Here is a 25,499-nt window from a genome sequence, read left to right as displayed (position 1 = left end):
ACATCCCGGCGCGTGACGTCCCGGGTTACGCGTGCAGAGCGGCGCGCAGCTCCCGAGCGACCCGCTGCGGCTCGCCCACGACGTCCTGCCAGGTGAATCGCAGCAGGGGATAGCCGGCGAGCGCGATCTCGTTGGCGCGTGCGCTGTCCTTGCGGCGCTGTGCGGGTGAGCCATGGAACCGCAGGCCGTCGAGCTCGACCACGAGCGGTGGGTCGAGCCAGAGGGCGTCGACGACGATGTGCGGGTGCCCGGGCAGCGGAGTGTTGAAGACGGGTGGCGGCAACGCCGCAGCCCGCACCACCTGGTCGAACCGCCGCTCCAGCCAGGACCAGAAGACGCCCGGAGCATCGGTATGGGTCACCCGCGCCACGGTCCGCACACCGGAGCGACCGACTGACAGCGCCGTCGCCCGGGCGTGCAGCCACGTGCGCGAGGTGACCCGGGCGCAGATCGCGTCGTCGACGAGCGCGATCACGTCCTCGGCCGACAGTGTCGCGGCGAGATCGATGATCGTTCGGGCCCCGGTCGTACAGCGCAGCCCTTCGACGACGCAGACGTCCTTGGCGGGCAGAGTCCGTGTCCGTCGCACGTCGACGCCTGGCAGCTCGCTGCGGTGGCTGCCGCTCACGAGCAGCTGTGGTCGGAGCGGCCGAGGCACGCGTTCCAGGCCCAGCAGGTGGGCCGCGCTGCCGTGGGAGGCCGCCGCACGATCGCCCAGGGCCAGCAGCGCGGCTGCCACCGGCTGGTGCGCGGTGTGAGGGATGCCGGCCACGCGGTGCACGCCACGGTGCACCGTCTCCAACACGCCTTCTCGGCGCAGCTGACGCAGTTTGCCCTCGCCGATTCCGAGCGCGTTGGCCTGGGCGGTGGTGACGCACCCGTGCGTGGTCGTGGCGGCCGAGAGCAGGGCGGACATGGACATGGGACGAGCCTGCGTGCCGCGGACAGCAGCGCACGCATCGAGTCCCGTGCGACTTGTGGACGGTCGCTGGCCTGCCCCGGGTGCGTTGATGAGCCGTCGGCACAGCGCGGCTGGCCAACGCACCTGAGGGGACTCGGGGGTGGAACAGCACCCGAGGGGACCCCCGGGATTGACACTAGCTTGCTAGTATAGTAGCCTCCCTTCATGGCCTACGAGGATAAGCAGCAGTTCAACGTCTACCTACCGCCGGAGCTCATCAGGCGAGTGAAGCACGCGGCGGTGGACTCGGACACGTCGTTGTCGGGTTACGTCGAGCGGGTGCTTGCCACGCATCTCGACCGGGTCGAGCGCCACGGGTTGGACGAGGCCTCGACCGTGGAGGGCGGCCCGAACCCGGACGCGTGAGCCGGCCGCGTGAGCCGGACGCCACGCCGGACACCGCAGGGGGGATGCTGATGCAGCCACAGCCGATCGTTCTGTCCAGGGCCCTCGAACGCTCGATCGTGTTCTGGCGCGCCCTGGGGTACGAGGTCGACGAAGGGACCCGGACGAGCACGTTCGCGGCGATGGTCCGCGAGGGCCACGTGGTCGGTCTCCATACGGCGGACGAGTTGCCCCCGGCCGATGACCCGAGTCGGTTCTGACTAAACCTGATCGCCGACGAGCCGCTCGAGAAGGTCCGGGGACGGTTGGAGGAGGCCGGAATCGCGGTCGACCGGGACATCGCCGACGAGACGTTCGGTCGATCCATGCAGATCCGCGACCCGGACGATACGTGGATCTGGATCGTCGAGTACGACGACACCCTCCGCCGGTAGGGGCTGCCGTGATTCAGGCGGGGCGGTAGATCGAGACGTGCATGCCGCTGGACGCCGTGAACGGCTCGCGGCGCCAGCCGCCCCAGCGCTCGGCCAGTCGAAGGCCCGCGAGTCGGGCCATGAGATCGAGCTCCGTGGGCCAAGCGTAGCGCACCGACACCGGGTACGTCCGAGCGCCCTCCCGGCCCAGGCGCAGGATCGTGCTGTCCACCCGCTGGGTCACCGGATCGTGGAGGCTGCTCTCCAGCAGGACCTCGTTGCCGCCCGCGCGCATGCTCTGGGTGCGCTGCCCCCGGTCGAAGCGTCCCGGGTCGGGCACGAACCCGTCGAGGACGAACGCGCCGTCGGGGGTCAGGTGTCGCGCCGCGTTCGTGAAGCACACGACCTGGACCTCCTGCGTCGGCAGGCCGAACAACGTGTTGGCCGCGAGCAGTACGATCGTGAACCGGCGGTCGACCGCCACCTCGACGAAGTCCCCCTCGATCCCCTCGATCCCCTCGCTGCCCGGCTTCGCCCGCAGCCGGGCGAGCATCTCCGGGGAGGCATCGATCCCCACCACCTCGAGGCCCCGGTCCGCGAGCGGCAGCGCGATGCGGCCCGTGCCGACCCCGAACTCGAGCACCGGTCCGCCACCGGCCAGGTCCGACACCGCATCGACGGTCGGGTTCGGGTCGGCCCCGTGCAACTCGTCGTAGTCCTCGGCCCAGTCACGCCCGTACTGTGTGGGATCGTCCATCGTCGTGCCCTCTCGACGTCCGGGAGGACGCAGGCTAGCGGCGAATGGCCGGACAGATGCTCCATAGCGGCGCACTTCGACCCTCGGGCGCGGAGCCACCTCGGGCGCGGAGCCACCTCGGGCGCGGAGCCACCTCGGGCGCGGAGCCACCTCGGGCGGGGAGCTACCCCCGGTCGCGGGCGCTCTCCTCGAGGACCGCGGGACCCGCGGCGTTGTCCGGCGGCAGGGTGCCGGAGCCCGCGAAGCGGAGCCCTCGCGGCCCTGCGGACTTCCCGTGGACGATCGCCACCGTCAGCACGCTGTCGGGCCAGGCGACCAGCAGTCGATCGCCCTCGTCGCGGACGTCGCCGCCCAGCAGGCCCCAGAGCTCCCGAGCGACGCCGAGGTCCGGGTGGGCGAGCAGGGGGCCGCGCAGCTCGGCCGCCTCCCGGTGCGGCGCCTCGGGGATCCGCCCGAACTGCGCGGCCCATTCCTCCGCGGACAGGGAGGACTGTGCGACCTGCACGATCAGGCCACCGACCTGCGAGGGCCGCATGAAGCCCTCCCACCAGTGGGGGTGGGTGTCCTGAACATCGACGACCTCGTAGCCCGCCGCCTGCATCTCCCGCAGTGCAGGGTGCAGCTCGGGCACCTTTAGCGTCACGTGGTGGACGCCCGCGCCACGCCGGTCGAGGAACCGCCGAACGAAGTTGTCGGGGGAGTCGTCGTCGGGCGGGGGCGCGAGCAGCTCCAGCTTGCCGCCGCCGGTGTAGCGGATCTGGCGGGTGGCGAAGTGCTCACCCGAGGCGTCGTTGAGCGTCCCACCGCCCAGCTCGTCGACCCAGCGCTGGCTCGCGACCCGAGGGTCGGGCACCGCTGCCGCGACATGGTCGATGACGGACGTGATCGGCACGTGGCCTCCTCTCGGTCCGTGGGGCGACGAGCCCGGCGCCCCGCCGTGTCCCGCAGTCAGAAGAAGTCGATCATGCTCGGCGACGACCCCGCGAAGGCCGCATCGAGGAGCTCGAGCGAGTCGCTCGGGCCCCGGACCAGCCCCAGCATCCGGAGGTCGCTCGCGCTGCGGAAGCCCGTGATCAGGGGTCCCACCGCCTGCGGCGCCAAGCGCACGTCGGCGCCGGGGACGTCGACGAGGCGGCCCTCGCCGCCGGCCACCTCCAGACGCCACGGCCCCGACGGCACGACCTCCTCGAGCGCAGGTTCGTCCTCGACCTGCAGGGTGACCGCCAACGCCAGGCCCGCCGGGAAGCCGCGCGCGCCGATGGCGGCCGGCAGGTCCAGGCCGCGGGCCATCCAGTGCAGCTGCCCCGCGATCTCGAGCTCCTGCTCGGGCAGCACCGCCGACCAGCGCGCCGGCGTCGTGTCGACGAAGACGGCAGCGCGGGCGATCGAGTCGCTCTGGCCGACCAGCGCGACGACCGCGTCCAGACCTCCACGGTCGGTGGCGGCCCAGTCGCGCAGGCGGAGACGGAACTGCCAGTCGGTCGGCTCGTGCTCGTGGTCGACGAGGGCGTAGGCGCGGAGCTCCCCGGGCTGCTCGGGGTCGTCGAGCGCGTAGCGGTAGCGGGCGTCGGCCAGCTGTTGCCATCGATCCGGCGGGCGCACCGCGGTCCCCGCGACGTCGGCCACCGACCGTTCGCGGCACCGCTGCAGCGCGGCCCAGTCGGTGGGACGGTCCGCGAGGCGCATGGTCGGGCCACGCGTCGTCGCCGCCCGCGTCAGGACGCGATAGCGCGAGCGCGTGCCCGCGTGCTCCCATCCCAACGCGCGATAGAACGCGGTCGTTGCCGGATAGAGGACCGAGGCGCCGAAGCCCTCGACCGCGCCCAGCACGGTCACGTCACGCACGAGGGTGGCCGCGTAGCCGTGTCGGCGCTGCTCGGGGGGCACGGCCACGCCGGCGAGACCCAGGCAGGGCACGGGCCGGCCGCCGAGGCGGTGGAACGTGGGCACGAGCCGCGCCTGCGCGAGCACGGTGTCACCGTCGACGAGGCCCCACAACTCGCCGTCGGCGAGCTGCCGCTCGATCCGCTCCGACTCGGTCTCGGGGGCGGTGCCGAACGCGGACGTGCGGTTGTGCAAGCACGAGTCGAGGTGCCGTGGCTCCAGGCGCACTGCGGCTCGATGTGCCCGCTCGGGGCGGTCGGGTGCCGTGTCGCGGGCGGGCGAGCCGGGAGTGCTGCCCGGTGCGAGGCCGATCATCGTCCGCATCCACAGGGTGTCGAGCCGCAACGCGGACAGCCCGAGGCGTAGCGCTCCGCCGCGGTGGCGAGGTCGACATCCGCTTGCTCCGCGAGGGAGGCCAGCCAGGCGAGGACGTCGGCGAACTCCCGCTCTCGGTCGGCGTGGTCGCCCCGGAACAGCGCTCGCGACAGCTCACCGCACTCCTCGGTGAACCACGCGAACGAGCGGGCCAGGCCGCGGGCCCGATCGCGCTCCCCGTAGAGGGTGGCCATTTGCTGTTGGAACTCGGCGAGGTGCATGGCGGCAGAGTCTGTCACTCGCGGGCTGCGTGCGCCGCACGCAGAACGGCCCGCGGCGAGTGACCGCGGGCCGATTCAGCCGTCGGGATGCCCGGATTTGAACCGGGGACCTCCACGTCCCGAACGTGGCGCGCTAACCAAGCTGCGCTACATCCCGTCAGACCGTTCGAGCGGCCAGCCTAGCCGCACGGGCACGGCCCCTCAAAGCTGCGCGCGGCGCGGTTGGGCGGCTGCCCGGTCGGGTGCGTCAGGGCCGGCGGGCACCAGACGCAGGATCGTGGCCTCGGGGCGGCAGGCGAACCGGTAGGGCGAGTAGCGATTCATTCCCAGCCCCGCGGAGACGTGCAGCGGCAGTCCGTTCCATGCCGAGACGCCCGAGGCCTGGCGCCTGGGGAGGTCGCAGTTCGTCGCGAGCGCGCCGATGCCGGGGACCCGCACCTGACCACCGTGCGTGTGACCGCACACGGCGAGATGGCAGCCGCGTCGCGCGAGCTCCTCGAGCACCCGGGCGTACGGCGCATGCGCGACACCGAGACGTAACAGCACGTCGGGCGCGATCGCGCCCGCGGGTACCGCCTCCGGTCGATCGGCGTCGATGTGCGCGTCCCCGAGACCGACGACATCGATCGGTCCGCTCGGCGTGTCCACTCGCGCGCCGGCGTTCTCAACGACCGTCCACCCCGTCGTGGAGAGTCCCCGCAGCAGTCGGCCGGTGTCGACCGGGGGTCCGAAGGGCTTGTCGGGGTCCCTGCCGTCGGGCTGGAGCAGGTAGCGCAGTGGGTTGTGGGGCGTCGGCCCGTAGGCGTCGCTCGAGCCGAGGGTCACGAGGCCCGGGCGCTCGGCCACGAGGGGCGCCAACGTGGCGATCACCTCGTCGATCGCATCCGGGTGACCGGTGAGGTCGCCGGTGACGACGACGAGATCGGGGTCCTCGGCGAGGCAGCGTTCGAGGAAGCGGCGCAGCGTGTTGGCGCGCGAGGCCCTCCCGGCAAGGCCGCTCGGCTGCAGGTGCAGGTCCGAGAGGTGCAGCATCGACAGGGGTCGCGAGGCCGTGCGGGGCAGCGACGGGACCACGCGTTCGCGCAACGCGAACCAGCGGGGCTCGACGAGCGTTGCCCAGCCCGCCGTGGCGACCGTCGTCGCCGCGGCGCCCGCGACGATGCCGCGCAGGCCCGAGCGCGTCACGAGTCCTCGCCGATCTCGTCCTCGCCGATCTCGTCCTCGCCGATCTCGTCCTCGCCGATCTCGTCCTCGCCGATCTCGTCCTCGCCCGCCCCGTTGTCGTTGTCCTCGCCTGCCGTGTCGCTCTCCTCGCCCCCGTCGTCCTCGATGCGGTCGGGCAGTCCGGGCAGGCCGGTCTCCACGCCGGGCTCGTCCGCGGTCGCCGGTACCCCGACGGCGAGGACCACCGGGACCTGGTCGACGCCGTCGAACAATGGGGTCCCCGGCGCGGGGGACTGATCGAGGATCCGGTCCACTGCGTCGGGATCCTCGACGGGTACCTCGTCGACGTCGAAGTCGATCCAGGTGAGCAGGTCGACCTCGTCGACTCGTCGGCCGATGAGGTCGAGCATCTGCGGCACCTCGTCGGTGCCGTCGGAGATCTCGAGCGCCACTTGGCTGCCCTCGTCCACGCGGCTGCCGCCCTCGGGCGACTGATCGACCACGATGCCCGCGGGGGCCCAGTGGCTGGTGGTGGTGGAGGAGGCCGTGAGGTCCTCGTCCTCGAGCGTCTCGGCCGCATCGTCCTCCTCGTCGCCCACCACGTCGGGCACGGAGGTCTCGGGGATGGCGGGCGGCTCCGGGAACTCCTCGGGCTCGAGGTCGAGCACGTCCACGGCGGCGCGCATGTAGTCGGCCCAGAGGATCGTCGGCAGGCAGCTGCCGGTGACCGGTCCACCGCAGGCGTCGTGGGTCATCTCGCGAGGCTGCTCGTGGCCGATCCAGGCGGCCGTGGTCAGCTGTGGCACCGAACCGACGAACCACGCGTCGCGGTGGTCGCTGGTCGTGCCGGTCTTGCCGGCCGCCGGGCGGCCGATCTGCCCGTGCTCGCTTGCGGTGCCCGATTCGATCGGCTCGCGCAACAGGTCGTTGGTGCGATCGGCCACCTCGGGGGCCACCGTGCTGGCGCACTCGTCGTCGCTCTCCGTGATCAGATCTCCGCGGCGGTCGCGGATCTCGATGATCGCATGGGGCTCACAGCGCTCACCGGAGTTGGCGAGTGTCGCGAAGGCCCCGGCCATCTCCAGGGGGAACACGTCCTCGCCGCCGAGCACGACCGAGCACCGCTGCTCGGCGATGACCTGTTCGGCGTGGGGAAGGGTCAGACCCACGCGCTCGGTCACGTCGATGAGCGGTTCGATCCCGACCTCGTCGAGGAGGTGGGCGAAGTAGACGTTGCTCGAGATCTCGGTGGCGTCCGCCATGTCGAGGGTCCCGTGGGAGGCCCCGCCGTAGTTGCTGGGCCTGTAGTCGTCGCTGCCGCACTCGAGCTGCTCGAACTCGTACTCCTGCCCGCCGTCGTGCACGTAGCCGGGCGACAGCCCGTCCTCGAGTGCGGCGGCGAGCATGAACGCCTTGAAGACGCTGCCGGGCTGGCGGCCGCTGCCACCGAGGTCGGCGCTCGCCGGGTTGACCTGCGTCTGGCCCTCGTCCTCGCCGTACTCGCGGGGTCCGACGCCGATGGCGAGGATCTCCCCCGTCGTGGGGTCGATGGTGGTGAGCACGCCGTCGGGGTCGTCCGCGCCGTCCAGGACGTCGCGGATCGTCTCTTGAGCGAGGTCCTGCAGCTCGGGGTGCAGCGTCGTGCGGATCTCCAGTCCCGCCTGGCGGATCCGTCGGCGACGGTCGTCCCGGTCATCGCCCAGCATCGGCTCGTTCAGCAACAGCTCGTGCACGTAGTCGACGAAGAACGGCTGCTCGGGCTCGGGCAGCGGCTCCACATCGAGGTCGAGCGGCTCCTCTGCGAGCTGACGGGCCTCGTGCTCGGACAACCAGTCCTGGCGGGCCATCTGGGCGAGGACGATGTTGCGACGCTGGAGGGCTTGGTCGGGATGCTCGATGGGGTCGTTCGCGGTGGGGGCACGGATGACGCCGGCCAGCAGGGCCGCCTCCTCGACCTCGAGATCGCCGACCTCTTTGCCGTAGTAGAACTCCGCGGCGGTCGCGATGCCGTAGACGCGGTTGCCGAAGTAGGCCTCATTCAGATACGCCTCGAGGATCTGCGCCTTCGACAGGGTGTTCTCGAGCTCGATGGCGTAGACCGCCTCCTGCAGCTTGCGGTCGACCGTCTGCTCTCCCGAGAGCGCGATGTTCTTCACGAGCTGTTGCGTGATCGTCGAGCCACCACCAGTGATCTCGCCGGCCCGGACGTTGCTGACGGCCGCGCGCGCGATCGCTGACCAGTTGACGCCCTCGTGCTCCAGGAAGCTGGCGTCCTCGGTCGCCAGCACCGCGCGCTGCACGTGCCGGGGCACTTCGTCGAGGTCGACGGTGGTGCGGTTCTCCTCCCGGATGACGGCCAGTTGACCGCCGTCGCGATCGGTGATGACGCTGCGCTCCCACGGGTCGCCGAGGTCGTCCGACAACGGGGGGAAGTCGAAGAAGGACTCGAGCGCCCGCGCTGAGCTCGCCGCGAGGGCCGCCGCCGGGGTGAGGCTCGCCGCCACCAGGGCACTCGCGCCGAGGATCAGGAAGATCATCCCGAGCAGCGCCTCGGGTCCTGGCGTGGTCCGGAGCGGCGGGCTCGGGGACCCGCGCGAACTCGAGGAACGGGGTGCGCTCATGCAGTCGCCGGTGGGGGATCGGTGACGTGGCCGGTCAGTGGCGGGGTACGCGATCGGATCCGCCTGCCCGGGTCGCCGGAACGCGCCCCGGATGCGACACAGTGTAGCGGGCGGGGTGGCCGACCCGAGGCGCAGTCGCCGTTACGCCACGCCCCGCAGGTGTGCGCCCACCCAGTCGAGCCCGCCGATATCGTGGATGTCCTCGGCGCGCTGCGGGATCTCGACGAGCACGCCGGGGTCGGTGCGGTGCAGCCCGGCGACCAGGGCCCGGTGCTCGCGGTGGGCGACGGCGTCGTCCTCGGCGGCCAGCTCCAGCAGTGCGGCGGCGGCCGGGGCAGGTTCCTCGCCGTCGGCGAGCGACGCCGCGGCGGTGCGAAGGTGCGGCGAATCGGCGAGCTCGTCGGGCAGCGGGGGGGTGGTGCGGTTCACCACGAGGCCGGCGGTGGGCATCCCGTCCCGGGCGAGGCGTTGCAGGAAGTACCGTGCCTCGCGCAGCGTGTGATCCTCGGCGGTGGACACCACCACGAAGCCCGATTCGCTGCTCTGCAGCAGGTGATAGACGTCGTTCGCCCGTTGCTTGAACCCCTCGTACATGCCCTCGAACGACTGGAAGAACTCACCGAGGTCCTCGAGCACGCCGGAGCCCGTGATGCGGGAGGCGGCTCGCATGAACATCCCCGTGCCGAAGCCGACCGCCTTGCCGGCCCAGCGTCCCGCGGTCACCCCAGGGGACAGGAACATCCGCAGGAAACGACCTTCGAGGAAATCGGTCAACCGTCGTGGTGCATCGAGGAAGTCGAGTGCGTTTCGTGTCGGTGGAGTGTCGATGACGATGCAGTCATACGTGCCCTCCCGATGCAGGTCGTACAACTTCTCCATCGCCATGTACTCCTGCGTGCCCGCGAGGCTCGAGGACAGCTGTTGGTAGAAGCGGTTGCGAGTGATGTTGCGCACGTGCTCCGCGCTGTCGGCGTGCCGCTCGATGACCTCGTCGAACGTGCGCTTCATGTCGAGCATCATCGCGTCGAGCCCGTCGACGGCCTCGACCGGCCGGGGCCAGTTGTCGAGCGAGGACAGTCCCAGCGACTGGGCCAGGCGGCGCGCCGGATCTATCGTCAGCACGATCGTGCGCCGGCCCTTGCGCGCGGCGGCCACCGCGATCGCGGCAGCCGTGGTGGTCTTGCCGACCCCTCCCGAGCCCGTGCACACGATCACGTGCGACCCGGCGATGACCTCGTCGAGATCCCCTGCGCGCGCGGCCTCGATCATCGCCGCGTCCCGGCTCGGGCTCACGGGTGCACCGTCCCGGTGTCGATGGGGCTCATGTCACGACCTCGGCGATCTCCTCCGCAAGCCGCCCGACCTCCGCCTCCCCGAACGCACGGGTCGAGAGGAACGGCAGCTCGAGCATCGGCACCTCGCTGCGTCGGACCAGCTGCTCGCGCATCCGTTCCTGCAGGGCGATGCGGTGGGCATGCCGCTCGCCGCGGGCGAGGAGGTCGGCGACGGTGTCGTCGCTCACCGGCAGCCCGGCCCCGTTCAGCATCGTCGTGAGCTCCCCCCCGTCGAGGCCCGCGGCCAGCAGCTTCTGGACCGAATCGTCGCCCTTGGGTTGCAGCACGCGGTTCACGAGCAGTGGGCCGACCGTCACGCCGAGCTCGCGCAGGGCACCCACCGACTGCACGGTCTCCTCCACCGGCATCTCCTCCAGGAGCGTCACGAGTTGCAGGTGCGTCCGCTCGGGATCGAGCACCATGTCCACGAGGGACTGCGCCTGGTTGCGGATCGGGCCGACATTCACGAGCTCGGTCGTGGCGTCGGGGGCGCGCAGGAAGTTCACGATCCGTCCGGTCGGCGGCGCGTCCACGACCACGAGGTCGTAGTGGAACCGGCCGTCGGGATCCCGCCGCCGCTCGAGTTCTTTCACCTTCCCGATCAGCAGCACGTCCTTGATCCCGGGAGCGGCCGTCGTCGCGAACTCCACGGCGGTCGACCCGACGACGAGCTTCGAGAGCCTCCGTGCGCCGTAGAACATCTCGAGGTACTCGGTCAGCGAGGCCTCGGGATCGATCGACATGCCGAACAGGTCGGGGCGGAACTCGCGCTCGTCGAAGTCCCACGGCTGCGTCTCGAACAGGCGGGACATCGTCTGCCGACCCTCGACCTCGACCAGGCACGTGCGCCGGCCCGACCGTGCGCCCGCGAGCGCGACCGCGGCCGCGGCGGTCGACTTGCCGACCCCACCCTTGCCGGTCACGAACAGCACGCGCGGATCGAGCAGGTCGGCTGCCTGCACGGGCGCTCCTCTCGGTCATCGGCTACGGCCCCGCGCGACCGCGCGCTCGGCGGAGGTGTACCCGGCGGGCGGCCGCGCCATCCGGCTAGCCGGCGGGCGGCCGCGCCATCCAGCTACCGACGGGTGGCCGCGCCACTCAGCGGCCGCGGGCGGCCCCGCCTAGACTGACGTCCATGCGCTTTTCGCTCGTCCGGGCGGGTGCGTGCCGCACCGGTACCCCCGCCCGAGCCTCCCGCAACGGAGGTCCCGCCTCACCCCCTCCCATCGCGACGGACGCGTTCCGCTCGGCGCGGCGGGCACTCGGTGCTGCGGCACTGGTGGCGGGTCTCCTGCTCGCGTTGTGGCCGAGCATCGCTGCTGCCGAGTCCGACTCCGGGGAGGGCGGCTCGCAGGTGGAGGTCGTTCAGGTCGAGGGGCCTCTGGACGGCCGAATCGTCGGGCAGATCGAGGACGCGCTCGAGCGGGCCCGGGAGGCCGACGCCCAGGTGCTGGTCCTGGAGCTCGACAGCCCCGGGGCACTGCGCACGGACGCACTGGCGCTCGCCGAGCGCATCGACGCGAGCGAGGTGCCGGTCGTCGCCTGGATCGGCCCCGCGGGGGCCGAGGCGACCGGGGGCGTCGCGGTCGTCGCCCAGTCGGCCCACGTGCTGGCCATGTCCCCGGCCTCGGTGCTCGGCGGCGCGGGCGCCGTCGACCTCGCCGACGCCGACCGGGATGCCGTCCCCGAGCCCGACCCCGACGAGGCCGAGCGCGTGGCGGACGTGCTCGGTGACTACGCCGACGATCGTGGTCGGGACCCCGACCTCGCACGGGACATGGTCACCGGTGGTGCCGTCGTGGCGCTCGGGCCCGGCGAGCCGACCGATGTCGACCCGGACGCGCTGCCGTGGGCGGTCGACCCCGACGCGGCGACGATGGGATCCGATGCGGAGCTCCTGGACGCCGGCGCGCTCGATGTCGCTGCGGGCGAGCTGCCGGACGTGCTCGCGGCGGTCGACGGCGCCGAGGTCATGACCGCGGGGGGCGAGCGGACCATCGCGATCGATCCGGGTGGCGCGGAGGTGCGCTTCGACAACCTCGGGGTCTGGGACGCGATCCTGCACGGGGTCACCGACCCCACGCTGGCCTACCTGCTGGTGGTCGGCGGTTTGCTCGCGATCCTCTTCGAGGTCTTCCAGCCCGGCATGGGCGTCCCGGGCATCGCTGGCGCCGGGCTGCTCGCGGCCGGGGCATGGGGTCTGTGGGTCCTCCCCGTCGCGTGGTGGGCGCTGCTGCTCCTGTTGATCGGGCTCGCGCTCCTGGCGGTGGACCTGGCGATCGGCGGGTTCGGGCTCGTCACCGCCGGTGGCACCGCGGCGCTGGCCCTCGGCTCCTGGCAGTTGTTCAGCGGCCCGCCGCCGCTGCAGCCCGTTGGCTGGGCGGTCGCGCTGGTGGTCGTCTTCTGCGTGGTGTTCTTCGTCGCGATCATGACGGGGGTGCTGCGGGCACAGGGGCAACAAGCGCTCGCCGGGGCGGAGGACGCCGTCGGCGACACCGGTGTCGTGCGCTCGATGCTGAACCCCGAGGGCCACGTGTTCGTGGACGGCAAGCTCTGGCGGGCGCGGGCACCCGAGGACGTCGGCAAGGTGCCGACCGGTACGAGCGTTCGGGTGACCGGCCTGGATCACGAGCGGCAGGCCCTGGCCGTCGAACCCGCCGAGCGCGAGCCCGCCGGGGACCCCTGAGCCGCGCGGACGTCCGCTGGCCGGCAGGAGCTCGTTGGCCGGCGGGAGGCTGTTGACCCGCGGGAGGACGGTGGCCGGCAGGGACTCCTGATCGGCCGTCGATCGCCGCCGATCGAGCCGGATTCTCACGCACCCCTTGGGTGCAGCGCCGATCGTGACGATACTGCCCACACGGGTCCATCGTGTCCACCATGGGACGGCGTGGCCACCGGGGGTCACCAGCGAGGCCTCGATCTCCGCGCTGGCCCGGCTCGTGTGGTGGACCCGTGAGACACGCACGATCACAGGGGACGATGGGACAACGCCGCTCGCCTACCCGCGGGCGAACATCCGATCTAGTGCGGTTTGAGCGCACAAGGTACGCTCGCCGCCGGCCGTCAACGGAGCAGCATTGGCTCGCTCGAGATCACCACAACCCGACCTTGCGCAGGCGACCGAGCGTGATTGGCAGGACTACGCGGCCTGTCGCGAGGTCGACGCGGACGTGTTCTTCCCGCCGGTCGACGTGGAACCGACGGCGGACCGTCTGGCCCGTGAGGCCGCCGCGAAGGAGGTCTGCGCGGGGTGCCCCGTGCGGCTCGAGTGCTTGCACTGGGCATTGTCGGTCGGTGAGCCCCACGGGGTGTGGGGCGGTCACACGGAATCCGAGCGCCGGCAGCTGGTGCTGCAGCGGCGGACCGCAAGCTAGCAGCCGTCGAAGGGGCAGCGTGGCCGTGCATCCCGACGAACGCCTGCGCGAGCTCGGCATCTCGTTGCCGGAGCCGCCCGCTCCGGCCGCAGCCTACGTCCCGACCCGAATCCACCAAGGGTGGGTGCAGGTCTCCGGGCAGATCGCCGCGGCGGGCGGGGAACTCGTCCTCTCCGGACGCCTGGGCGCCGAGCTCGACCGTGAATCCGTCCAGCCTGCCGCGCGCCAGTGCGCGATCAACCTCCTCGCCCAGCTCCGAGCCGCCGCGGAGGGCGACCTCGGACGGGTCACCCTCCTGCGGGTCGGCGTCTACGTCGCCTGCGACCCGAGCTTCAACGAGCAGCACCTCGTCGCGAACGGGGTGTCGGAGTTGCTCGGCGACGTGCTCGGCGACGCCGGTAGCCACGCACGCGCCGCGGTGGGTGTCGCCGCGTTGCCGCTCGGCTCGCCCGTGGAGGCCGACGCGCTCGCTGTGCTCGACTGAGCAGCCCGGTCACGGCGCCTGCACCTCCCGCTCGTCGCCGACGCGGCGCGTGGCCCCGCGCTTGTCGAGGAGCTCCAGCAGCGGGAGGGCGAACTTGCGGGTGGTGGCGAGCACGTCCTTGGCTCGTGCCGCGGTGAGTGGCCCCTCGGACACGAACGCGGCGTGCAGGCGGGCGTGCGCGTCCTCGATCGCGTCCGCCGCGAGCGCGAGGTCCTCGCCGAGCCGCACGATCTCGCCGCGGCGCTCGAGCTCCCGGACGAGCGCGGTCGAAGCGCCCGCGTCGCGCGCGAGCGACGACAACGGCGGCGGCGCGAAGGGCGAGTCCCGCAGTGCGGACAGCAGTTCGTCCCGGGCGCGGGCCTCCTCCTCGCTCAGTACGACGCGGTGGTCGGGGATGCGCGCCCCCGGCCCCTCGAGCACGATCCGTCCCTGGGCATGCAGGGTCGCGAGGAGGTCCTCGGCGTTCGCGCGCGGGCAGCCGGCCCGGACGGCGGCGTCGATCGCGAGCGCCTTCGGGGCCGTCGCCTGGACCGGATGATCGGTGTGGTGCGCGGCGAGGGCCGAGACGACCTCGTCGCCCCATCGCGCGACGGCGGCCGGATCGGCGACCTGCTCCCCCACCGGGAGAAGCTCGGCGGCGGCGACGTCCGCGCGCGTCCCACCCACCGCGGCCGCGGCGTGGCTCGGCGCGGCGAGGCCGCGCTCGGTGACGTGTGCGACGACGAGGGCGACCCGGTCGCCCGCGGCGAGCGCGCGCTCCCGCTCCGTGAGCACGGTGCTGCGCCGCTCGCGGGCGGCGCGCCCGCGCCGCCGGTGCGGTGGTGCGGCATCGAGCACGATCCCACCGCCCAGCGTCGCATCGCGCCCGCTCTCCCGAAGCACGAAGCGATCGCCGGCGGCGAGCGGCAAGGGCTCGTCGAGCGTGATCCGGCACGGCGCCTCCGGGCCCTCGGGGTCGTCGCCCCGCGCCGGCCGCCCGATCGGGGCGAGCCCGGCGGGTACCACGGCGGTGCCGGCATGCAGTTTCCACGCGCCTCGAGACCCCAGCTCGGCGCCGGGCAGGGCACGGACCCGGGCCTCGAATTCGGCCACCGGCAGCCACGCGTCCGCCCGCCCGACGGCCGTGCCGCGCGGCACCGCGCCGCGCTCGATCCGCGCGAGGTTGATCGCCACCCGCGAGCCCGGTCGGGCGACCCGCGTGTCGCGGCCGAGCTGCTGCAGGCCCCGGACCCGGCCCCGTGGACCGTCCGGCAGCACCGCGAGCGTCTCGCCGACCTCGACCGCACCGCCGAGCAGTGTCCCGGTGACGACCGTGCCGGCTCCCGAGATCGTGAAGGCGCGGTCGACCCACAGCCGGGGCCGGCCGACATCCGCGGGTTCGGGTGCGGTGGTGACGAGATCACGCAGCCGGGAGCGCAGCTCCTCCAACCCGTCGCCGGAGGCGCCGCTCACCGGCACGATCGGCGCGTCGTGCAGGCCCGTGCCCGCGAGCTCCTCGCGGACGAGCTCGACGGCCAGCTCGGTGGTCTCGGCGTCGACCGCGTCGGTCTTGGTGATCGCCACGACGCCGTGACGCACCCCCAGCAGATCGAGGATCTGCATGTGCTCCCGGCTCTGGGGCATCCAGCCCTCGTCGGCGGCGACCACGAGCAGCGCGAGCGTCACCGAGCCGGCGCCCGCCAACATGTTGCCCACGAAGCGCTCGTGACCGGGCAGGTCGACGAACGCGACGGTGCGAGGGTCGGCCTCGCCGGGCGTCAGGTCGGTCCACGCGAACCCCAGATCGATCGTCAGCCCGCGTTCCTGCTCCTCGGCGAACCGGTCGGGTTCGGTCCCCGTGAGCGCGCGCACGAGCGTCGACTTCCCGTGGTCGACGTGCCCGGCCGTGCAGACAACGCGCATCACCGGCGAGCCTAACCGTCGGCGGCGGTCACGGGCGATCGGGTGGCGGCCCGACGAGTCGCCACAGTTCGGCGGTGCTGCCGGATCGCTGCAGCGCGACGAGCTCGTCGCCGGCTTCGAGGACCGTGTCGCCGTTCGGCACGATCAGCTCGTCGCCCCGACGGACGCTGGTGAGCACCGTGCCGGCCGGCCAGTCGACCTCGCTGACCCGGCGGCCCGCGGCCGACGAGTCGGGGGCCACCACCAGCTCGGAGAACCGCGCGCCCGCGAGATCGCGCAGGCGTGAACGCTGGCGCCGTTGACTCTCGCCCAGGCTGCGTTGCAGCGCCTGGCGGTAGGCACGGACGATGTCAGCCCGACGAACGAGCCCGAGGAGCCGTTCGGGATCGCGGCGATCCACCACCGGCAACCGGCCGACGTCGAGGGCCGCCATCCGTTGCACGGCCCGGTAGATGGGGGCCTCGGGGGTGACCGTGACGATGTCGCGGGTGCAGATGTCGGCGGCGGTGAGCTCGCGGATCCGGGACGACATCGAGAAGATGTCGCCGGTGTCCCCGAGCCGCCCGGGACCGGGCTCGTCGGCCCCGGCGATGTCGGTGAGGGTGACGACACCCACGAGGCGGTGGGTGCCGCTGTCGTCGACGGTGACCACCGGCGCGCCGTGGTGGCGGGTGTCGCGGAACCACTCACGCAGGTCGGGCAGCTGGGTGTCGGCCGTCACGATGTCGGGGTCCGTGTTCATGACCTCCCGGACGGTGACGGTCTGCAGGACATCGACGTCCTCGCCCACCTCGTAGGTGATGCCCCGGCGGCGCAACGGCTCGGTGTAGAGCGAGGGCCCGAACACCCGGTCGCCGAGCACCGTGGCGACGCCGGCGGCCAGGATGATCGGCAGTACCAGGTCGTAGCTCCCGGTGAGCTCGAACACGAGCAGCGCACCGGTCAGCGGGGCGCGGCTGGCGGCCGCGATCACCGCCGCGGTGCCCGCGAGGGCGAAGGCACCCGGCTCAGCGGTCGGGATCAGCACCTGTGCGCCGTGGCCGAACGCACCGCCGAGCGCCGCGCCGAGGAACAACAGCGGACCGAAGGAACCCACGGCGTTGCCGGTGCCCAGCGAGAGGCACGTTGCGACGAACTTCGCCGCGAGCAGGGTCAGGAGCATGGTCGGGGCGACGGCACCGGAGAACATCGCGGCCACCGGCTCGGTGAGGCCGCCCGCGACGTCGGGGATACGATCACCGGTGCCGAGGACCTCGGGCACCGCGAGTGCGAGAAGCCCCACCCCGAGCCCTCCCAACGCGGTGCGCAGCGGGAACGCCATCGGCAGCTGTGCGGCGAGCCGTTCGCTCAGGGCGATCGCTCGGACGTAACCGACGCCGACGATCACGGCGACGAGGCCGAGCAGCCCGTAGAGGAGGAGTTCCTGAGGCTCCCCGAGGGAGTAGGCCGGCGGCCGGTAGATCAGTTGCTCCCCGAGGATCTGGCGGGCGGTCACGGACGCCACCACGGCGGCGAGCACGACGGTCTGGAGGTGGCGGATGCCGAAACGGCCGAGGATCACCTCGAGGGCGAAGAGCATCCCGCCGATGGGCGCGTTGAACGACGCGGCGATCCCGCCCGCCGCGCCCGCGGCGATGAGCGAGCGGGTCTCGTCCTCGTCGGTGTCGACGGCACGTCCGAGCAGCGAGCCGACCGCCCCGCCGATCTGGACGACGGGCCCCTCGCGGCCGCCGGAGCCACCCGTGCCGAGGCCGACCGCGCTCGCGGCCAGCTTTCCCCCCACCACGCGGCCACGGACGTGCCCGCCGCGCAGAGCGATGGCTTCCATGAGTTGGCTGATGCCCGAGCCGCGGGCCTCGGGGACAAGCCGCCACACCAGCAGGCCGACGAGCAGCCCTCCGATCGTGGGCACGCCGACGACGATCGGGACGCTCGGCGCGAACTCCGCGGTCCCGTCGAACACGGTGTCGCGTGCCCAGGAGATGCCGAGGAAGAGGGCGGCCGCGAGGAGGCCGGTCGCGAGTCCGATCACGATCGCCATGGCGGAGAGGACCGCGCTGCGGGAGCCGAGACGCGCGGCGCCGGCACTGACCAGACGGCGGAGGGCAGTGGCGCCGTGGGCCGTTGCGTTGGCGATGCGTCGGGCGACGGGAGCGCTCATGGCGGGCGCAGGTTACCGGCCCGAGTGCTCAGCGCGGCGCCCGTTCGGTCCGAGCGGCTCGGATCGCGTCCACGAGCCGCTCGTCCAACTCGGCCGGGACCGTGCGCGGGTCGAGGTGGACGGCATCGTGCTCGACGCGGGGCCAGACAGCCGGATCACCGGTGCGCAACGCGTGCGCGAGCGCGTCGGGATCGGTGTCGGGCAGCCGGATCGCCGGGGAGGGGAGCTCGCGGCCCGGCGCCGCTCCGCCCCCCACGACCGATGCTCCGGTGACCACCCTGCCCCCCAACTGCTCGGCCAGCCGACCGGCCCGCTCGGCCAGGTCGTCCGGGTGGGCCTCGAGCATCGCCCACACCGGGAGCGACGCGCGCCGCCCGTCGAGATGGGCCCGCAGCGTGGCGACGAGGGCCGCGATCCGGAGCTTGTCGAGGCGCACGGCTCGGGCGAGGGGGTGGCGGCGGCAACGGTCGACGAGCTCGGCCCGGCCGGCGAGCAGGCCGGCCTGCGGGCCCCCGAGCAGCTTGTCGGCGCTCGCGAAGACGAGGTCGGCTCCGGCGGCGAGGGATCCCGACAGGCTCGGCTCGTCGGCGAGCCACGGCGCGTCCTCGTCGGAGAGCAGCCCGCTGCCGACATCGTGCACGAGCGGGACGTCGCGTTCTCGTGCGACCGCCGCGAGATCGCCGATCGCGGGAGCCTCGGCGAAGCCCTCGATCCGGTAGTTGGAGGGGTGGACGGAGAGGATCAGCGCGACGTCGTCCCCGGCCTCGGCGAAGTCGCGGGCGCGCGTGCGGTTCGTGGTGCCGACCTCGACCAGGCGCGCCCCGGCGGCTTGCATCATCTCGGGCAGGCGGAAGGACCCTCCGATCTCGACGAGCTCGCCCCGGCTCACCAGGACCTCGCGGCCGCCAGCGAGCGCCCCGAGCACGAGCACGAGCGCCCCGGCCGCGCTGTTGACGGCGAAGCCGGCCTCCGCGTCACAGGCGTCGGCGACCAATGGCTCCAGGCGACTGAGACGCGAGCTCCGAGCGCCGCTGTCGCGGTCGGCCTCGAGATCGCATGCGTCCGCGGCGGCGTCGAGCGCCCGGCGGGCCTCTCCCGACAGGGGCGCCCGGCCGAGGTTGGTGTGCACGATCACCCCGGTGGCGTTGATCACCGGGGCCGGGGGATCGGGCCGCCGTGCCGCGAGCTCGGCTCGGGCGGTCTCCTGCAGGGCCGTGGTCTCCGCGGAGGCTGGCTGTCCGGCGACGAGGGCGGTCCGCGCGGCCTCCACCGCCCGTCGCAGGGCGGCGGTCGCAGCGTCGCGCCCGTAGTCGTCGACCAGTTCGGGTGAGGCCGCGACGAGATCGTCGATCCGGGGGAGGTCCCGCAGTGCGGCGCGGTTGCTCATGACGACCATCATGCCTGCTCCGGGCGGACCGCTCGCCCCTCGCCACGGCTGGATCGCTCGCCCTTGGGTGGAGGGTCGGTGTCCGAGGAGCTCGGCGCACTGCTTTCGGCGCGCTCGCGGTACGGTTACCCGCGCGTTCTGATCGGCGGTGCGGTTGCCCGCGCATCCGCGGGTATCCGTGCCAGCGGTGTTGGCCAGGAGTCGGGGGCTCGGGACCGGCGGTGCGGTTGCCCGCGGATGCGCGGCCAACCGCACCATGAGTCCGGCTGGAGGCCTCCTGGGTGCGGCTGCGGGCGTCCTGGGTGCGGCTGGGGGCGTCCTGGGTGCGGCTGGGGGCGTCCTGGGTGCGGCTGCGGGCGCCATGGGTCCGGGTGTGGAGGTGCCGGGTACGCTGCGGGCGACATGGCCGATGACGCCGACGACGGGCCGCCCCGCCCGGCACCGGCAGGCCGCCGCGACACGCCGCCGGCCTGGCTCGTTGCCTGGGAGCGACTGCGAGGTCGCGCGATGGCGCTGGGTGCTGTGCTCGCCGCGGCCGCCATCCTGCCCACGTTGCTGGCTCCGAGCCCCGAGCTCCTGCCCGTGGCCCTCACAGTGGGGTGGGCCGGGCTGTTGCTCATGATCGCTGCGCTGTGGCAGCCGCGGCGCTTGCAACATCACGAGGCCTGGGTGCGCGACGTGCGCCCGCCGATGGACGACGCCAACAGCTTCCCTCGTCACGCGATCGCGTGCTGCACGTGCGGGTGGTACGGGATCGAGCGGGGCGAGGTCGCCGAGGCGTTCTCCGATGCCGCTGCCCACGCGCCCGTCGTCGACCCCCAGGTCGACCGGCCGATGGGCTAGATGGGCGCGGGCGACGGCCGCCCGGCGGGCGAGGTGCGGTGGTTCCAGGTGTCTACCGGCCGCCGGTCAGGGCACGGGCGATGACCATGAGCTGTACTTCGCTTGCGCCCTCGACGACCCGGAGCATCCGCAGGTGGCGCAGCACCCGTTCGATGGGCCCGTCCCGCAGCAGCCCCTGGCCGCCGAACACCTGCAGGCAGCGGTCGGCGATCCGGTGGGCGTACTCGGTGTTGAACCACTTGACGACGGACGAGTCCAAGGGCACGCCGTCGCCGGGATCCCGCTCGGCGGCGACCTCGTCGCAGCTCCAGGCGAGGTGATAGGTGAGCCAGCGCATCGCCTCGATCTCGGCCTTCGACTCCGCGAGGGGGAACGTCACGCCCTGGAACGAGGCGAGCGGTTGTCCGAACGCCTCCCGCGTGCGGGCGTGCGCGGCTGCTTGGTCGACGCACCATTCGGCCATCCCGAGGCACTGCGCTCCGATGTACGCGCGCCCGGCGTTCAGGAAGCGCATGGCCGCGTAGAAGCCCTGCCCCACCTCGCCCACGACATGGTCCGATGGCACCCGAGAGCCGTCGAAGAACAGCTCGACGGGGTGGCTGTCGGCCATGGTCAGCTGGGTCGCTCCGACCGCGTACGCCTCGCGCGGCACGAGGAGGGCGGTGATGCCGCCCTGCGCGCGTTTGTCGGGATCGGTGACGGCGAACACGATCGCGAGGTCGGCGTCCTCCCCGTTCGTGATGTAGTGCTTCATCCCGTCGAGGACCCACTCGTCGCCCTCGCGTCGGGCTCGGGTGGTGATCGCCTGCGCGTCGCTGCCGGCCTCCGGCTCGGTGAGGGCGAAGCACATCGTCGCTTCGCCGCGCATCAACGGAGCGACGTAGCGGTCCCGCAGGTGCTCGGGGAGCTCCAGCAGCAGCGGGGTGGGGGCGTGCGGGTTCGGTGGGCCGAGCGCGTACCCCGCGAGGGCGAGTCCGGAGCGTGCGGCGTCCTCCACGAGCAACGTCATGCCGAGGGCCGAGAGGTCCCACCCGCCGACCTGCTCGGGCATGTGCGCGGCGTAGAACCCTGCCTCGCAAGAACGCCGCCGGACGCTGTTCGCCGCTGCCTGGACGTCCGGGCCGACCGGCTCGCGGCGCAGCGCCTCCGCGAGCTGGTCCTCCAGGGGGCGCACCTCCCGGTCGAGGAAGGTCGCGAACGACGCCCGCAACGCGTCGAGCTCGCTGGGGATCGTGAAGTCCACAGATACTCCTTCGGGCTCGGCGCGTCCCAGCCCGCTGCATGTTAATGGCCGTTCGCCTGCCCTGGTCCGACGGGCCGGTGCGGTGTCCGCGCACGGTCGCGTGGGTGCACGGCCACTCGGGGGCATCGATACGCGGCCGCGCGGACACGGCGCGCACGGCCACGGCGCGCACGGCCACTCGGGGGCATCGATACGCGGCCGCGCGGCCGGGTTCGTGGCGGTTAGCCTCCCACCGTGCCCAACGCGACGCCACGTTCCGCCACGGACGGGATACCGACGCCGGTCCCGCCGCGCCCCGCAGCGACGGTTGTGCTCGTCCGTGACCGCCCGCACGGCATGGAGGTGCTGCTGCTGCGCAAGAGGGAGGACAGCCCTTTCGCGGCGGGAGCGTGGGTGTTCCCCGGTGGCGCCGTCGACGAGGCCGACCGTGCGGTTCCTCTCGAGCGGCACGCCGCGATGGACCTGTCGGACCGGGCGAGGCGGCTGCGCTCGCGGGTCGGTGAGGTTGCCGGCTGGCACGCGGCGGCGGTGCGCGAGACGTTCGAAGAGGCGGGCATCCTCTTGGCCCGCCGGGTCCGGACCGACCACGAGCTCGCGGCAGGGGCCGAGCTCGTCGGCGGGCGCATCGCACAGCGGCAGGGGCTTGTTTCCGGCTCCGCCACGGCGGCCGATTTCCACGCGTGGCTGTGGAGCAGCGGGCTGGCACCCGACACCGGGAGCCTGACGCCCTTCCGGCGTTGGCTCACCCCTCGCCGCGAGCCGAGGCGCTTCGACACGCTCTTCCTGCTGGCCACCGCACCCGACGAGCAGGTCGCGGTCTCGGACGAGGTCGAGACGACCGCGCACCGGTGGATGACCCCGGCCGGCGCGCTCGCGGCGGCCGAGCGGGGCGAGCTCCCGTTGATCCATCCCACGATCCGGACCCTGCACGCGCTGGCCGACTGCGAGTCGACCGGGCAGGCCCACGGTCTCGCGACGGCCGGCGAACTGCGGCCCCACCTCCCCCACGTCGCCCGCGATGCGGGGGGCCGCCCGACGATCATCGATCCGGGCGAGGACGGGTATCCCGAGGGCCTGTTGGCCACCGAACTCCCCGAATGGGGAACCGGGACCCCTGACCGGGATGCCGGTCGCACGACCGGTCCCACGAGAGGAGGCTGTGTGGAGGCGCGCGCCGAGCTCGATCCCCTCACCACGCGGGTGCTGGCCCCGAACCCGTCGCCGATGACTCTCGACGGGACGAACACCTACCTCCTCGGTGCACCCGGGTCGGGCGAGGTCGTGTGCGTCGACCCCGGCCCCGAGGACGCCGAGCACCGGCGGGCGGTCGAGCAGGCGGCAGGCGATCGGGACGCGGAGATCGTGGCGGTCATCGTGACCCATCACCATCGCGACCACGCGGAGGCGGCGGGATGGGCCGAGGCGTGGGGTGTACCCCTCCGCGCGTTCGACCCCCCGAAGGTGGCGAGCGCGGCGGCCGCCGCCGAGCGGGCCGAGCCCCGGTCGCTGTCCGACGGGGAGGCCGTGCATGCCGCCGGCGTGACGGTGGAGGCGGTGCACACGCCCGGACACGCGAGCGACCACCTGTGCCTGCGCGTCGTCGACACCGGCGCCGTCCTGACCGGCGATCACGTGCTCGGTCGGGGATCCAGCGTCGTGGCCTGGCCCGACGGGGACCTGGCCGCCTACCTCGAGTCGCTGGAGCGCCTCCGCCGCCTGGACGCGACCGCCCTGTACCCGGGCCACGGCCCGTCGCGGGACCGGCCCGGTGATGTGGTCGACGCCTACCTCGCCCACCGGCGAGAACGTGAGCAGCAGGTTCTCGCCGCGCTCGAGCGGGGCGCTCGGTCCGCGCGGGACGTCGTCGAGGTCGTGTACGCCGACGTGGATCCCGCGCTGCACCCCGCCGCGGCGCTCACCGTCCGCGCCCACCTCGAAAAGCTGGTCGCGGAGGACCGCATCGTGCGCGATCCTGGGGGCTGCGGCGACGACGAGGAGGCGTTTGGTGTCCGTCCGGCGAGGCGGCGTTGAGGGCGGTGCGAACACGACCGCCGACCAGCAGCGAAGCGATCGGCGCATGCTGCTGGCGCTGGGGCTCATCGCGCTCGCGGTGCTCGCACTGGGGATCATCGCGGGAGTCCTGGCCACCGGCGGAGAGCGCGGCGGCGAAGGGATGATCCCGGCTCCCGAGGACCGGCAGGGAGAGGAACTCGACGAGCTGCCCGCCGACCCCGAGGCCGATCGGATCCCTGACGCGGACGAGGGCTGATCGCGGCGCCATGCGCCGGAGGGGTGGGGGTCGCCTCTCCCCGAGGTGCCGCCTAAGGGCCCCGAACGATTTCGGGTCTGTCCGGACTCGGCGTTACGCTCACCACAGCGCGGCCGTTCACAGACTGCGCGACGGGGCGTAGCAACGGCCGTCGAGAAGGGAGGTGCCGTCGTGGGCACGTTGCCGCCGGCCAGATCGATCGTTGCGAACCCGACGCAGGACGAGTTGCGCGATTTCGTCCGCACGATGCCGAACGCCCAGCGGACCGAATTCGGCAACTTCAACGTCACCACGGAGGTGACCGCGCGCTCGGCGGGCTCCACGTTCGTGGTCACCGACGATCCGTCATGGTCGTCGAAGCCGACGATGCCCCGTGACCAATACCTTGCGGAGGCGGAGCGGCAGAACGCCTACATCGCCGAGCAGGACATGGTGCTCGTCGAGGGGTACATCGGGCCCGAGAACTCGCCCCTCAAACGCCCCGCGCGCGTCTTCATCGAGGCGTCGAACGCCAACATCCCGGGGATGCAGCAGCAGCTGTACTACCCGAAGGACGCGGACTGGCGGGAGGAGGAGGCCTTCACCGTCCTCTACACGCCCAACCTCTCCGCCCCCGGGTACCCTGAGGAACGGCTCGTGACGATCGACGTCGACGAGTGGACGACCCGCGTGTTCGGGATCGACTACTTCGGCGAGTCGAAGATGGGCGGCCTGCGGATGTGGATGGACTGGGCCTTCCGCCAGGGTGCGCTCGCCATGCATGCCGGCGCGAAGGTCATCCCGACCGAGGACGGCGAGAAGGTCGGACTGATCATCGGCCTGTCCGGCACGGGCAAGACGACCACGACGTTCACCCGGCAGAACAACTCGTTGCCCGTGCAGGACGACATCGTCGCCCTCACCGAGGCCGGGGACGTCTACTCGACCGAGAACGGTTGTTTCGCGAAGACCTTCGGGCTCGATCCCGAGTTCGAACCGACGATCTACCACGCGCTCGCCTCCCCCGAGGCATGGCTCGAGAACGTGGCCGTCGACGAGCACGGCCGGGTGGACTTCTTCGACGACAGTTACACCGCGAATGGACGCGGAACGTTCTCGTTGTCGGCGATCGACCATTTCGATCCGCGCAAGCTCGGCAAGGCCGACTTCCTGCTGATCCTGAACGCGAACGAAACCCTGCAACCCGCCGTCGCGAGGATGGCCTCGGTCGAGCAGGCCGTCGCCTACTTCATGCTCGGTGAGACCAAGGGCACGAGCGCGGGCGGCGCCGCCGAGGCCGGCAAGTCGTTGCGGGTGCCGGGCACGAACCCGTTCTTTCTGGGGCACGAGTACCTGCAGGGCAACCGGTTGGCCGAGCTGATGCGCTCGATGGACTATGACTTCGGCGTCTTCGTGCTCAATACCGGCCGAGTTGGCGGTGGCGAGGACGTGCCGGGATCGAAGAACGTGAAGATCCCGCACTCGTCCGCGATCGTGAAGGCCATTGCCGAGGAGACGATCCGCTGGGAGCGCGACCCCGACTTCGGGTACCTCGTGGCGACGGAGGTGCCCGAGTTCGACGATCCCGAGCTCCTGCAGCCCCGCCGCCTGTACGAGCGGTTGGGCCGCAGCGACGAGTACGCGCGGGAGGTCGCGGCGCTCAAGCAGGCTCGGCAGGCGTTCCTCGCCGAACACGCAGGGCTCGAGCCGGGCATCATCGAGGCGGTGGGCTGATCCCCGAATCGGATTCCGGTCGGCCGGATCGCGCCCACCGGCCGGCCC

23 protein-coding genes and 1 tRNA gene are annotated in these 25,499 nt (G+C 72.6%); 10 read left to right on the top strand and 14 right to left on the bottom strand.

Annotated elements, in window-relative coordinates; translation table 11 throughout:
* Positions 1-25 precede the first annotated feature (25 nt).
* The gene (locus tag ER308_RS07760; RefSeq protein ID WP_131154455.1) at positions 26-922 is read right to left on the bottom strand and encodes a type IV toxin-antitoxin system AbiEi family antitoxin domain-containing protein; all 897 of its coding nucleotides are present in this window, start codon (positions 920-922) and stop codon (positions 26-28) included.
* Positions 923-1,126: 204 nt separating this feature from the next.
* Here ER308_RS07760 and ER308_RS07755 point away from each other — a divergent pair, with 204 nt between their 5' ends.
* From ER308_RS07755 to ER308_RS22750, 3 genes are read left to right on the top strand one after another with little or no spacing between them, the layout of a single operon-like run.
* Positions 1,127-1,327, top strand: a complete 201-nt coding sequence (locus ER308_RS07755) for a hypothetical protein (RefSeq protein WP_131154454.1) — start codon at positions 1,127-1,129, stop codon at positions 1,325-1,327.
* Complete coding sequence (locus tag ER308_RS07750; RefSeq protein ID WP_131154453.1) at positions 1,324-1,566, top strand: ATP-binding cassette domain-containing protein; 243 nt, start codon at positions 1,324-1,326, stop codon at positions 1,564-1,566. Before ER308_RS07755 ends, ER308_RS07750 begins: the two co-directional genes overlap by 4 nt.
* 45 nt (positions 1,567-1,611) lie before the next feature.
* Positions 1,612-1,740, top strand: coding sequence for a hypothetical protein (locus tag ER308_RS22750; RefSeq protein ID WP_276319879.1), 129 nt, complete (start codon positions 1,612-1,614; stop codon positions 1,738-1,740).
* A gap of 13 nt (positions 1,741-1,753) precedes the next feature.
* Here ER308_RS22750 and ER308_RS07745 read toward each other — a convergent pair whose 3' ends face one another.
* The 9 genes from ER308_RS07745 to ER308_RS07705 all read right to left on the bottom strand — a co-directional run bounded on the left by ER308_RS07745 (position 1,754) and on the right by ER308_RS07705 (position 11,037).
* Positions 1,754-2,476 (bottom strand): class I SAM-dependent DNA methyltransferase, encoded by a 723-nt coding sequence (locus ER308_RS07745; RefSeq protein WP_131154452.1) that lies wholly within the window; start codon positions 2,474-2,476, stop codon positions 1,754-1,756.
* A gap of 163 nt (positions 2,477-2,639) precedes the next feature.
* Entirely contained in the window at positions 2,640-3,368 is a 729-nt protein-coding gene (locus ER308_RS07740) for a VOC family protein (protein ID WP_165491899.1), read from the bottom strand.
* A gap of 56 nt (positions 3,369-3,424) precedes the next feature.
* A complete protein-coding gene (locus ER308_RS07735; protein WP_131154450.1) occupies positions 3,425-4,684 on the bottom strand; it encodes a GNAT family N-acetyltransferase in 1,260 nt (419 codons plus the stop codon).
* Positions 4,672-4,956 (bottom strand): MazG nucleotide pyrophosphohydrolase domain-containing protein, encoded by a 285-nt coding sequence (locus ER308_RS07730; protein ID WP_131154449.1) that lies wholly within the window; start codon positions 4,954-4,956, stop codon positions 4,672-4,674. Before ER308_RS07730 ends, ER308_RS07735 begins: the two co-directional genes overlap by 13 nt.
* 82 nt (positions 4,957-5,038) lie before the next feature.
* Positions 5,039-5,113 (bottom strand) — tRNA-Pro (locus tag ER308_RS07725).
* 44 nt (positions 5,114-5,157) lie between these two features.
* A complete protein-coding gene (locus ER308_RS07720; RefSeq protein WP_205745954.1) occupies positions 5,158-6,141 on the bottom strand; it encodes a metallophosphoesterase in 984 nt (327 codons plus the stop codon).
* The gene (locus ER308_RS07715; RefSeq protein WP_165491898.1) at positions 6,138-8,657 is read right to left on the bottom strand and encodes a transglycosylase domain-containing protein; all 2,520 of its coding nucleotides are present in this window, start codon (positions 8,655-8,657) and stop codon (positions 6,138-6,140) included. The genes ER308_RS07720 and ER308_RS07715 overlap by 4 nt, the downstream gene beginning before the upstream one ends.
* Positions 8,658-8,882: 225 nt before the next feature.
* Positions 8,883-10,034 carry an ArsA family ATPase gene (locus ER308_RS07710; protein ID WP_205745953.1) on the bottom strand — a complete coding sequence of 384 codons (1,152 nt, stop codon included), beginning with the start codon at positions 10,032-10,034 and terminating at the stop codon, positions 8,883-8,885.
* A 28-nt stretch (positions 10,035-10,062) separates the two neighbouring features.
* Positions 10,063-11,037, bottom strand: a complete 975-nt coding sequence (locus ER308_RS07705; RefSeq protein WP_131154447.1) for an ArsA family ATPase — start codon at positions 11,035-11,037, stop codon at positions 10,063-10,065.
* 173 nt (positions 11,038-11,210) lie between these two features.
* On the opposite strand from ER308_RS07705, the gene ER308_RS07700 reads away from it, so the two are divergent.
* From ER308_RS07700 to ER308_RS22020, 3 genes are all read left to right on the top strand, one after another.
* Positions 11,211-12,761 (top strand): NfeD family protein, encoded by a 1,551-nt coding sequence (locus ER308_RS07700; protein WP_131154446.1) that lies wholly within the window; start codon positions 11,211-11,213, stop codon positions 12,759-12,761.
* A 391-nt stretch (positions 12,762-13,152) separates the two neighbouring features.
* Positions 13,153-13,449 carry a WhiB family transcriptional regulator gene (locus tag ER308_RS22025; RefSeq protein WP_131154445.1) on the top strand — a complete coding sequence of 99 codons (297 nt, stop codon included), beginning with the start codon at positions 13,153-13,155 and terminating at the stop codon, positions 13,447-13,449.
* Between the two features lie 19 nt (positions 13,450-13,468).
* On the top strand, positions 13,469-13,933 hold the full coding sequence (locus ER308_RS22020) for a RidA family protein (protein ID WP_131154444.1): 465 nt from the start codon (positions 13,469-13,471) through the stop codon (positions 13,931-13,933).
* A 9-nt stretch (positions 13,934-13,942) separates the two neighbouring features.
* On the opposite strand, the gene selB is transcribed toward ER308_RS22020, so the two are convergent.
* Genes selB through selA form a run of 3 tightly spaced genes read right to left on the bottom strand, consistent with a single transcriptional unit; the run spans position 13,943 to position 19,383 of the window.
* The gene (selB, locus tag ER308_RS07685) at positions 13,943-15,835 is read right to left on the bottom strand and encodes a selenocysteine-specific translation elongation factor (protein WP_131154443.1); all 1,893 of its coding nucleotides are present in this window, start codon (positions 15,833-15,835) and stop codon (positions 13,943-13,945) included.
* Positions 15,836-15,863: 28 nt separating this feature from the next.
* Complete coding sequence (locus ER308_RS07680; RefSeq protein ID WP_131154442.1) at positions 15,864-17,996, bottom strand: chloride channel protein; 2,133 nt, start codon at positions 17,994-17,996, stop codon at positions 15,864-15,866.
* Between the two features lie 28 nt (positions 17,997-18,024).
* Entirely contained in the window at positions 18,025-19,383 is a 1,359-nt protein-coding gene (selA, locus tag ER308_RS07675; protein ID WP_131154441.1) for an L-seryl-tRNA(Sec) selenium transferase, read from the bottom strand.
* 402 nt (positions 19,384-19,785) lie between these two features.
* On the opposite strand from selA, the gene ER308_RS07670 reads away from it, so the two are divergent.
* Positions 19,786-20,226 carry a hypothetical protein gene (locus ER308_RS07670; protein ID WP_165491896.1) on the top strand — a complete coding sequence of 147 codons (441 nt, stop codon included), beginning with the start codon at positions 19,786-19,788 and terminating at the stop codon, positions 20,224-20,226.
* Between the two features lie 52 nt (positions 20,227-20,278).
* Here ER308_RS07670 and ER308_RS07665 read toward each other — a convergent pair whose 3' ends face one another.
* The gene (locus tag ER308_RS07665; RefSeq protein WP_165491895.1) at positions 20,279-21,469 is read right to left on the bottom strand and encodes an acyl-CoA dehydrogenase family protein; all 1,191 of its coding nucleotides are present in this window, start codon (positions 21,467-21,469) and stop codon (positions 20,279-20,281) included.
* A 234-nt stretch (positions 21,470-21,703) separates the two neighbouring features.
* Between ER308_RS07665 and ER308_RS07660 the strand changes: the two genes are divergently transcribed.
* From ER308_RS07660 to ER308_RS07650, 3 genes are all read left to right on the top strand, one after another.
* Positions 21,704-23,500, top strand: a complete 1,797-nt coding sequence (locus ER308_RS07660) for an MBL fold metallo-hydrolase (RefSeq protein WP_131154438.1) — start codon at positions 21,704-21,706, stop codon at positions 23,498-23,500.
* Positions 23,475-23,738, top strand: coding sequence for a hypothetical protein (locus tag ER308_RS07655; protein ID WP_131154437.1), 264 nt, complete (start codon positions 23,475-23,477; stop codon positions 23,736-23,738). The genes ER308_RS07660 and ER308_RS07655 overlap by 26 nt, the downstream gene beginning before the upstream one ends.
* Before the next feature lie 171 nt (positions 23,739-23,909).
* On the top strand, positions 23,910-25,451 hold the full coding sequence (locus ER308_RS07650) for a phosphoenolpyruvate carboxykinase (ATP) (protein WP_165491894.1): 1,542 nt from the start codon (positions 23,910-23,912) through the stop codon (positions 25,449-25,451).
* The last annotated feature ends 48 nt before the right edge of the window (positions 25,452-25,499 follow it).

This window comes from Egibacter rhizosphaerae, assembly GCF_004322855.1.
Taxonomy (GTDB): Bacteria; Actinomycetota; Nitriliruptoria; order Euzebyales; family Egibacteraceae; genus Egibacter; species Egibacter rhizosphaerae.
The sequence above is the reverse complement of the archived record's forward strand: the minus strand, read 5'-3'. Positions and strand labels throughout refer to the sequence as shown.

What these genes read in the sequence shown, in the direction of transcription:
- ER308_RS07760 (WP_131154455.1), bottom strand. Translation starts at nt 922, where the DNA reads ATGTCCATGTCCGCCCTGCTCTCGGCCGCCACGACCACGCACGGGTGC.
- ER308_RS07755 (WP_131154454.1), top strand. Translation starts at nt 1,127, where the DNA reads ATGGCCTACGAGGATAAGCAGCAGTTCAACGTCTACCTACCGCCGGAG.
- ER308_RS07745 (WP_131154452.1), bottom strand. Translation starts at nt 2,476, where the DNA reads ATGGACGATCCCACACAGTACGGGCGTGACTGGGCCGAGGACTACGAC.
- ER308_RS07735 (WP_131154450.1), bottom strand. Translation starts at nt 4,684, where the DNA reads ATGCGGACGATGATCGGCCTCGCACCGGGCAGCACTCCCGGCTCGCCC.
- ER308_RS07730 (WP_131154449.1), bottom strand. Translation starts at nt 4,956, where the DNA reads ATGCACCTCGCCGAGTTCCAACAGCAAATGGCCACCCTCTACGGGGAG.
- ER308_RS07715 (WP_165491898.1), bottom strand. Translation starts at nt 8,657, where the DNA reads ATGATCTTCCTGATCCTCGGCGCGAGTGCCCTGGTGGCGGCGAGCCTC.
- ER308_RS07700 (WP_131154446.1), top strand. Translation starts at nt 11,211, where the DNA reads ATGCGCTTTTCGCTCGTCCGGGCGGGTGCGTGCCGCACCGGTACCCCC.
- selB (WP_131154443.1), bottom strand. Translation starts at nt 15,835, where the DNA reads ATGCGCGTTGTCTGCACGGCCGGGCACGTCGACCACGGGAAGTCGACG.
- ER308_RS07680 (WP_131154442.1), bottom strand. Translation starts at nt 17,996, where the DNA reads ATGAGCGCTCCCGTCGCCCGACGCATCGCCAACGCAACGGCCCACGGC.
- selA (WP_131154441.1), bottom strand. Translation starts at nt 19,383, where the DNA reads ATGAGCAACCGCGCCGCACTGCGGGACCTCCCCCGGATCGACGATCTC.
- ER308_RS07670 (WP_165491896.1), top strand. Translation starts at nt 19,786, where the DNA reads ATGGCCGATGACGCCGACGACGGGCCGCCCCGCCCGGCACCGGCAGGC.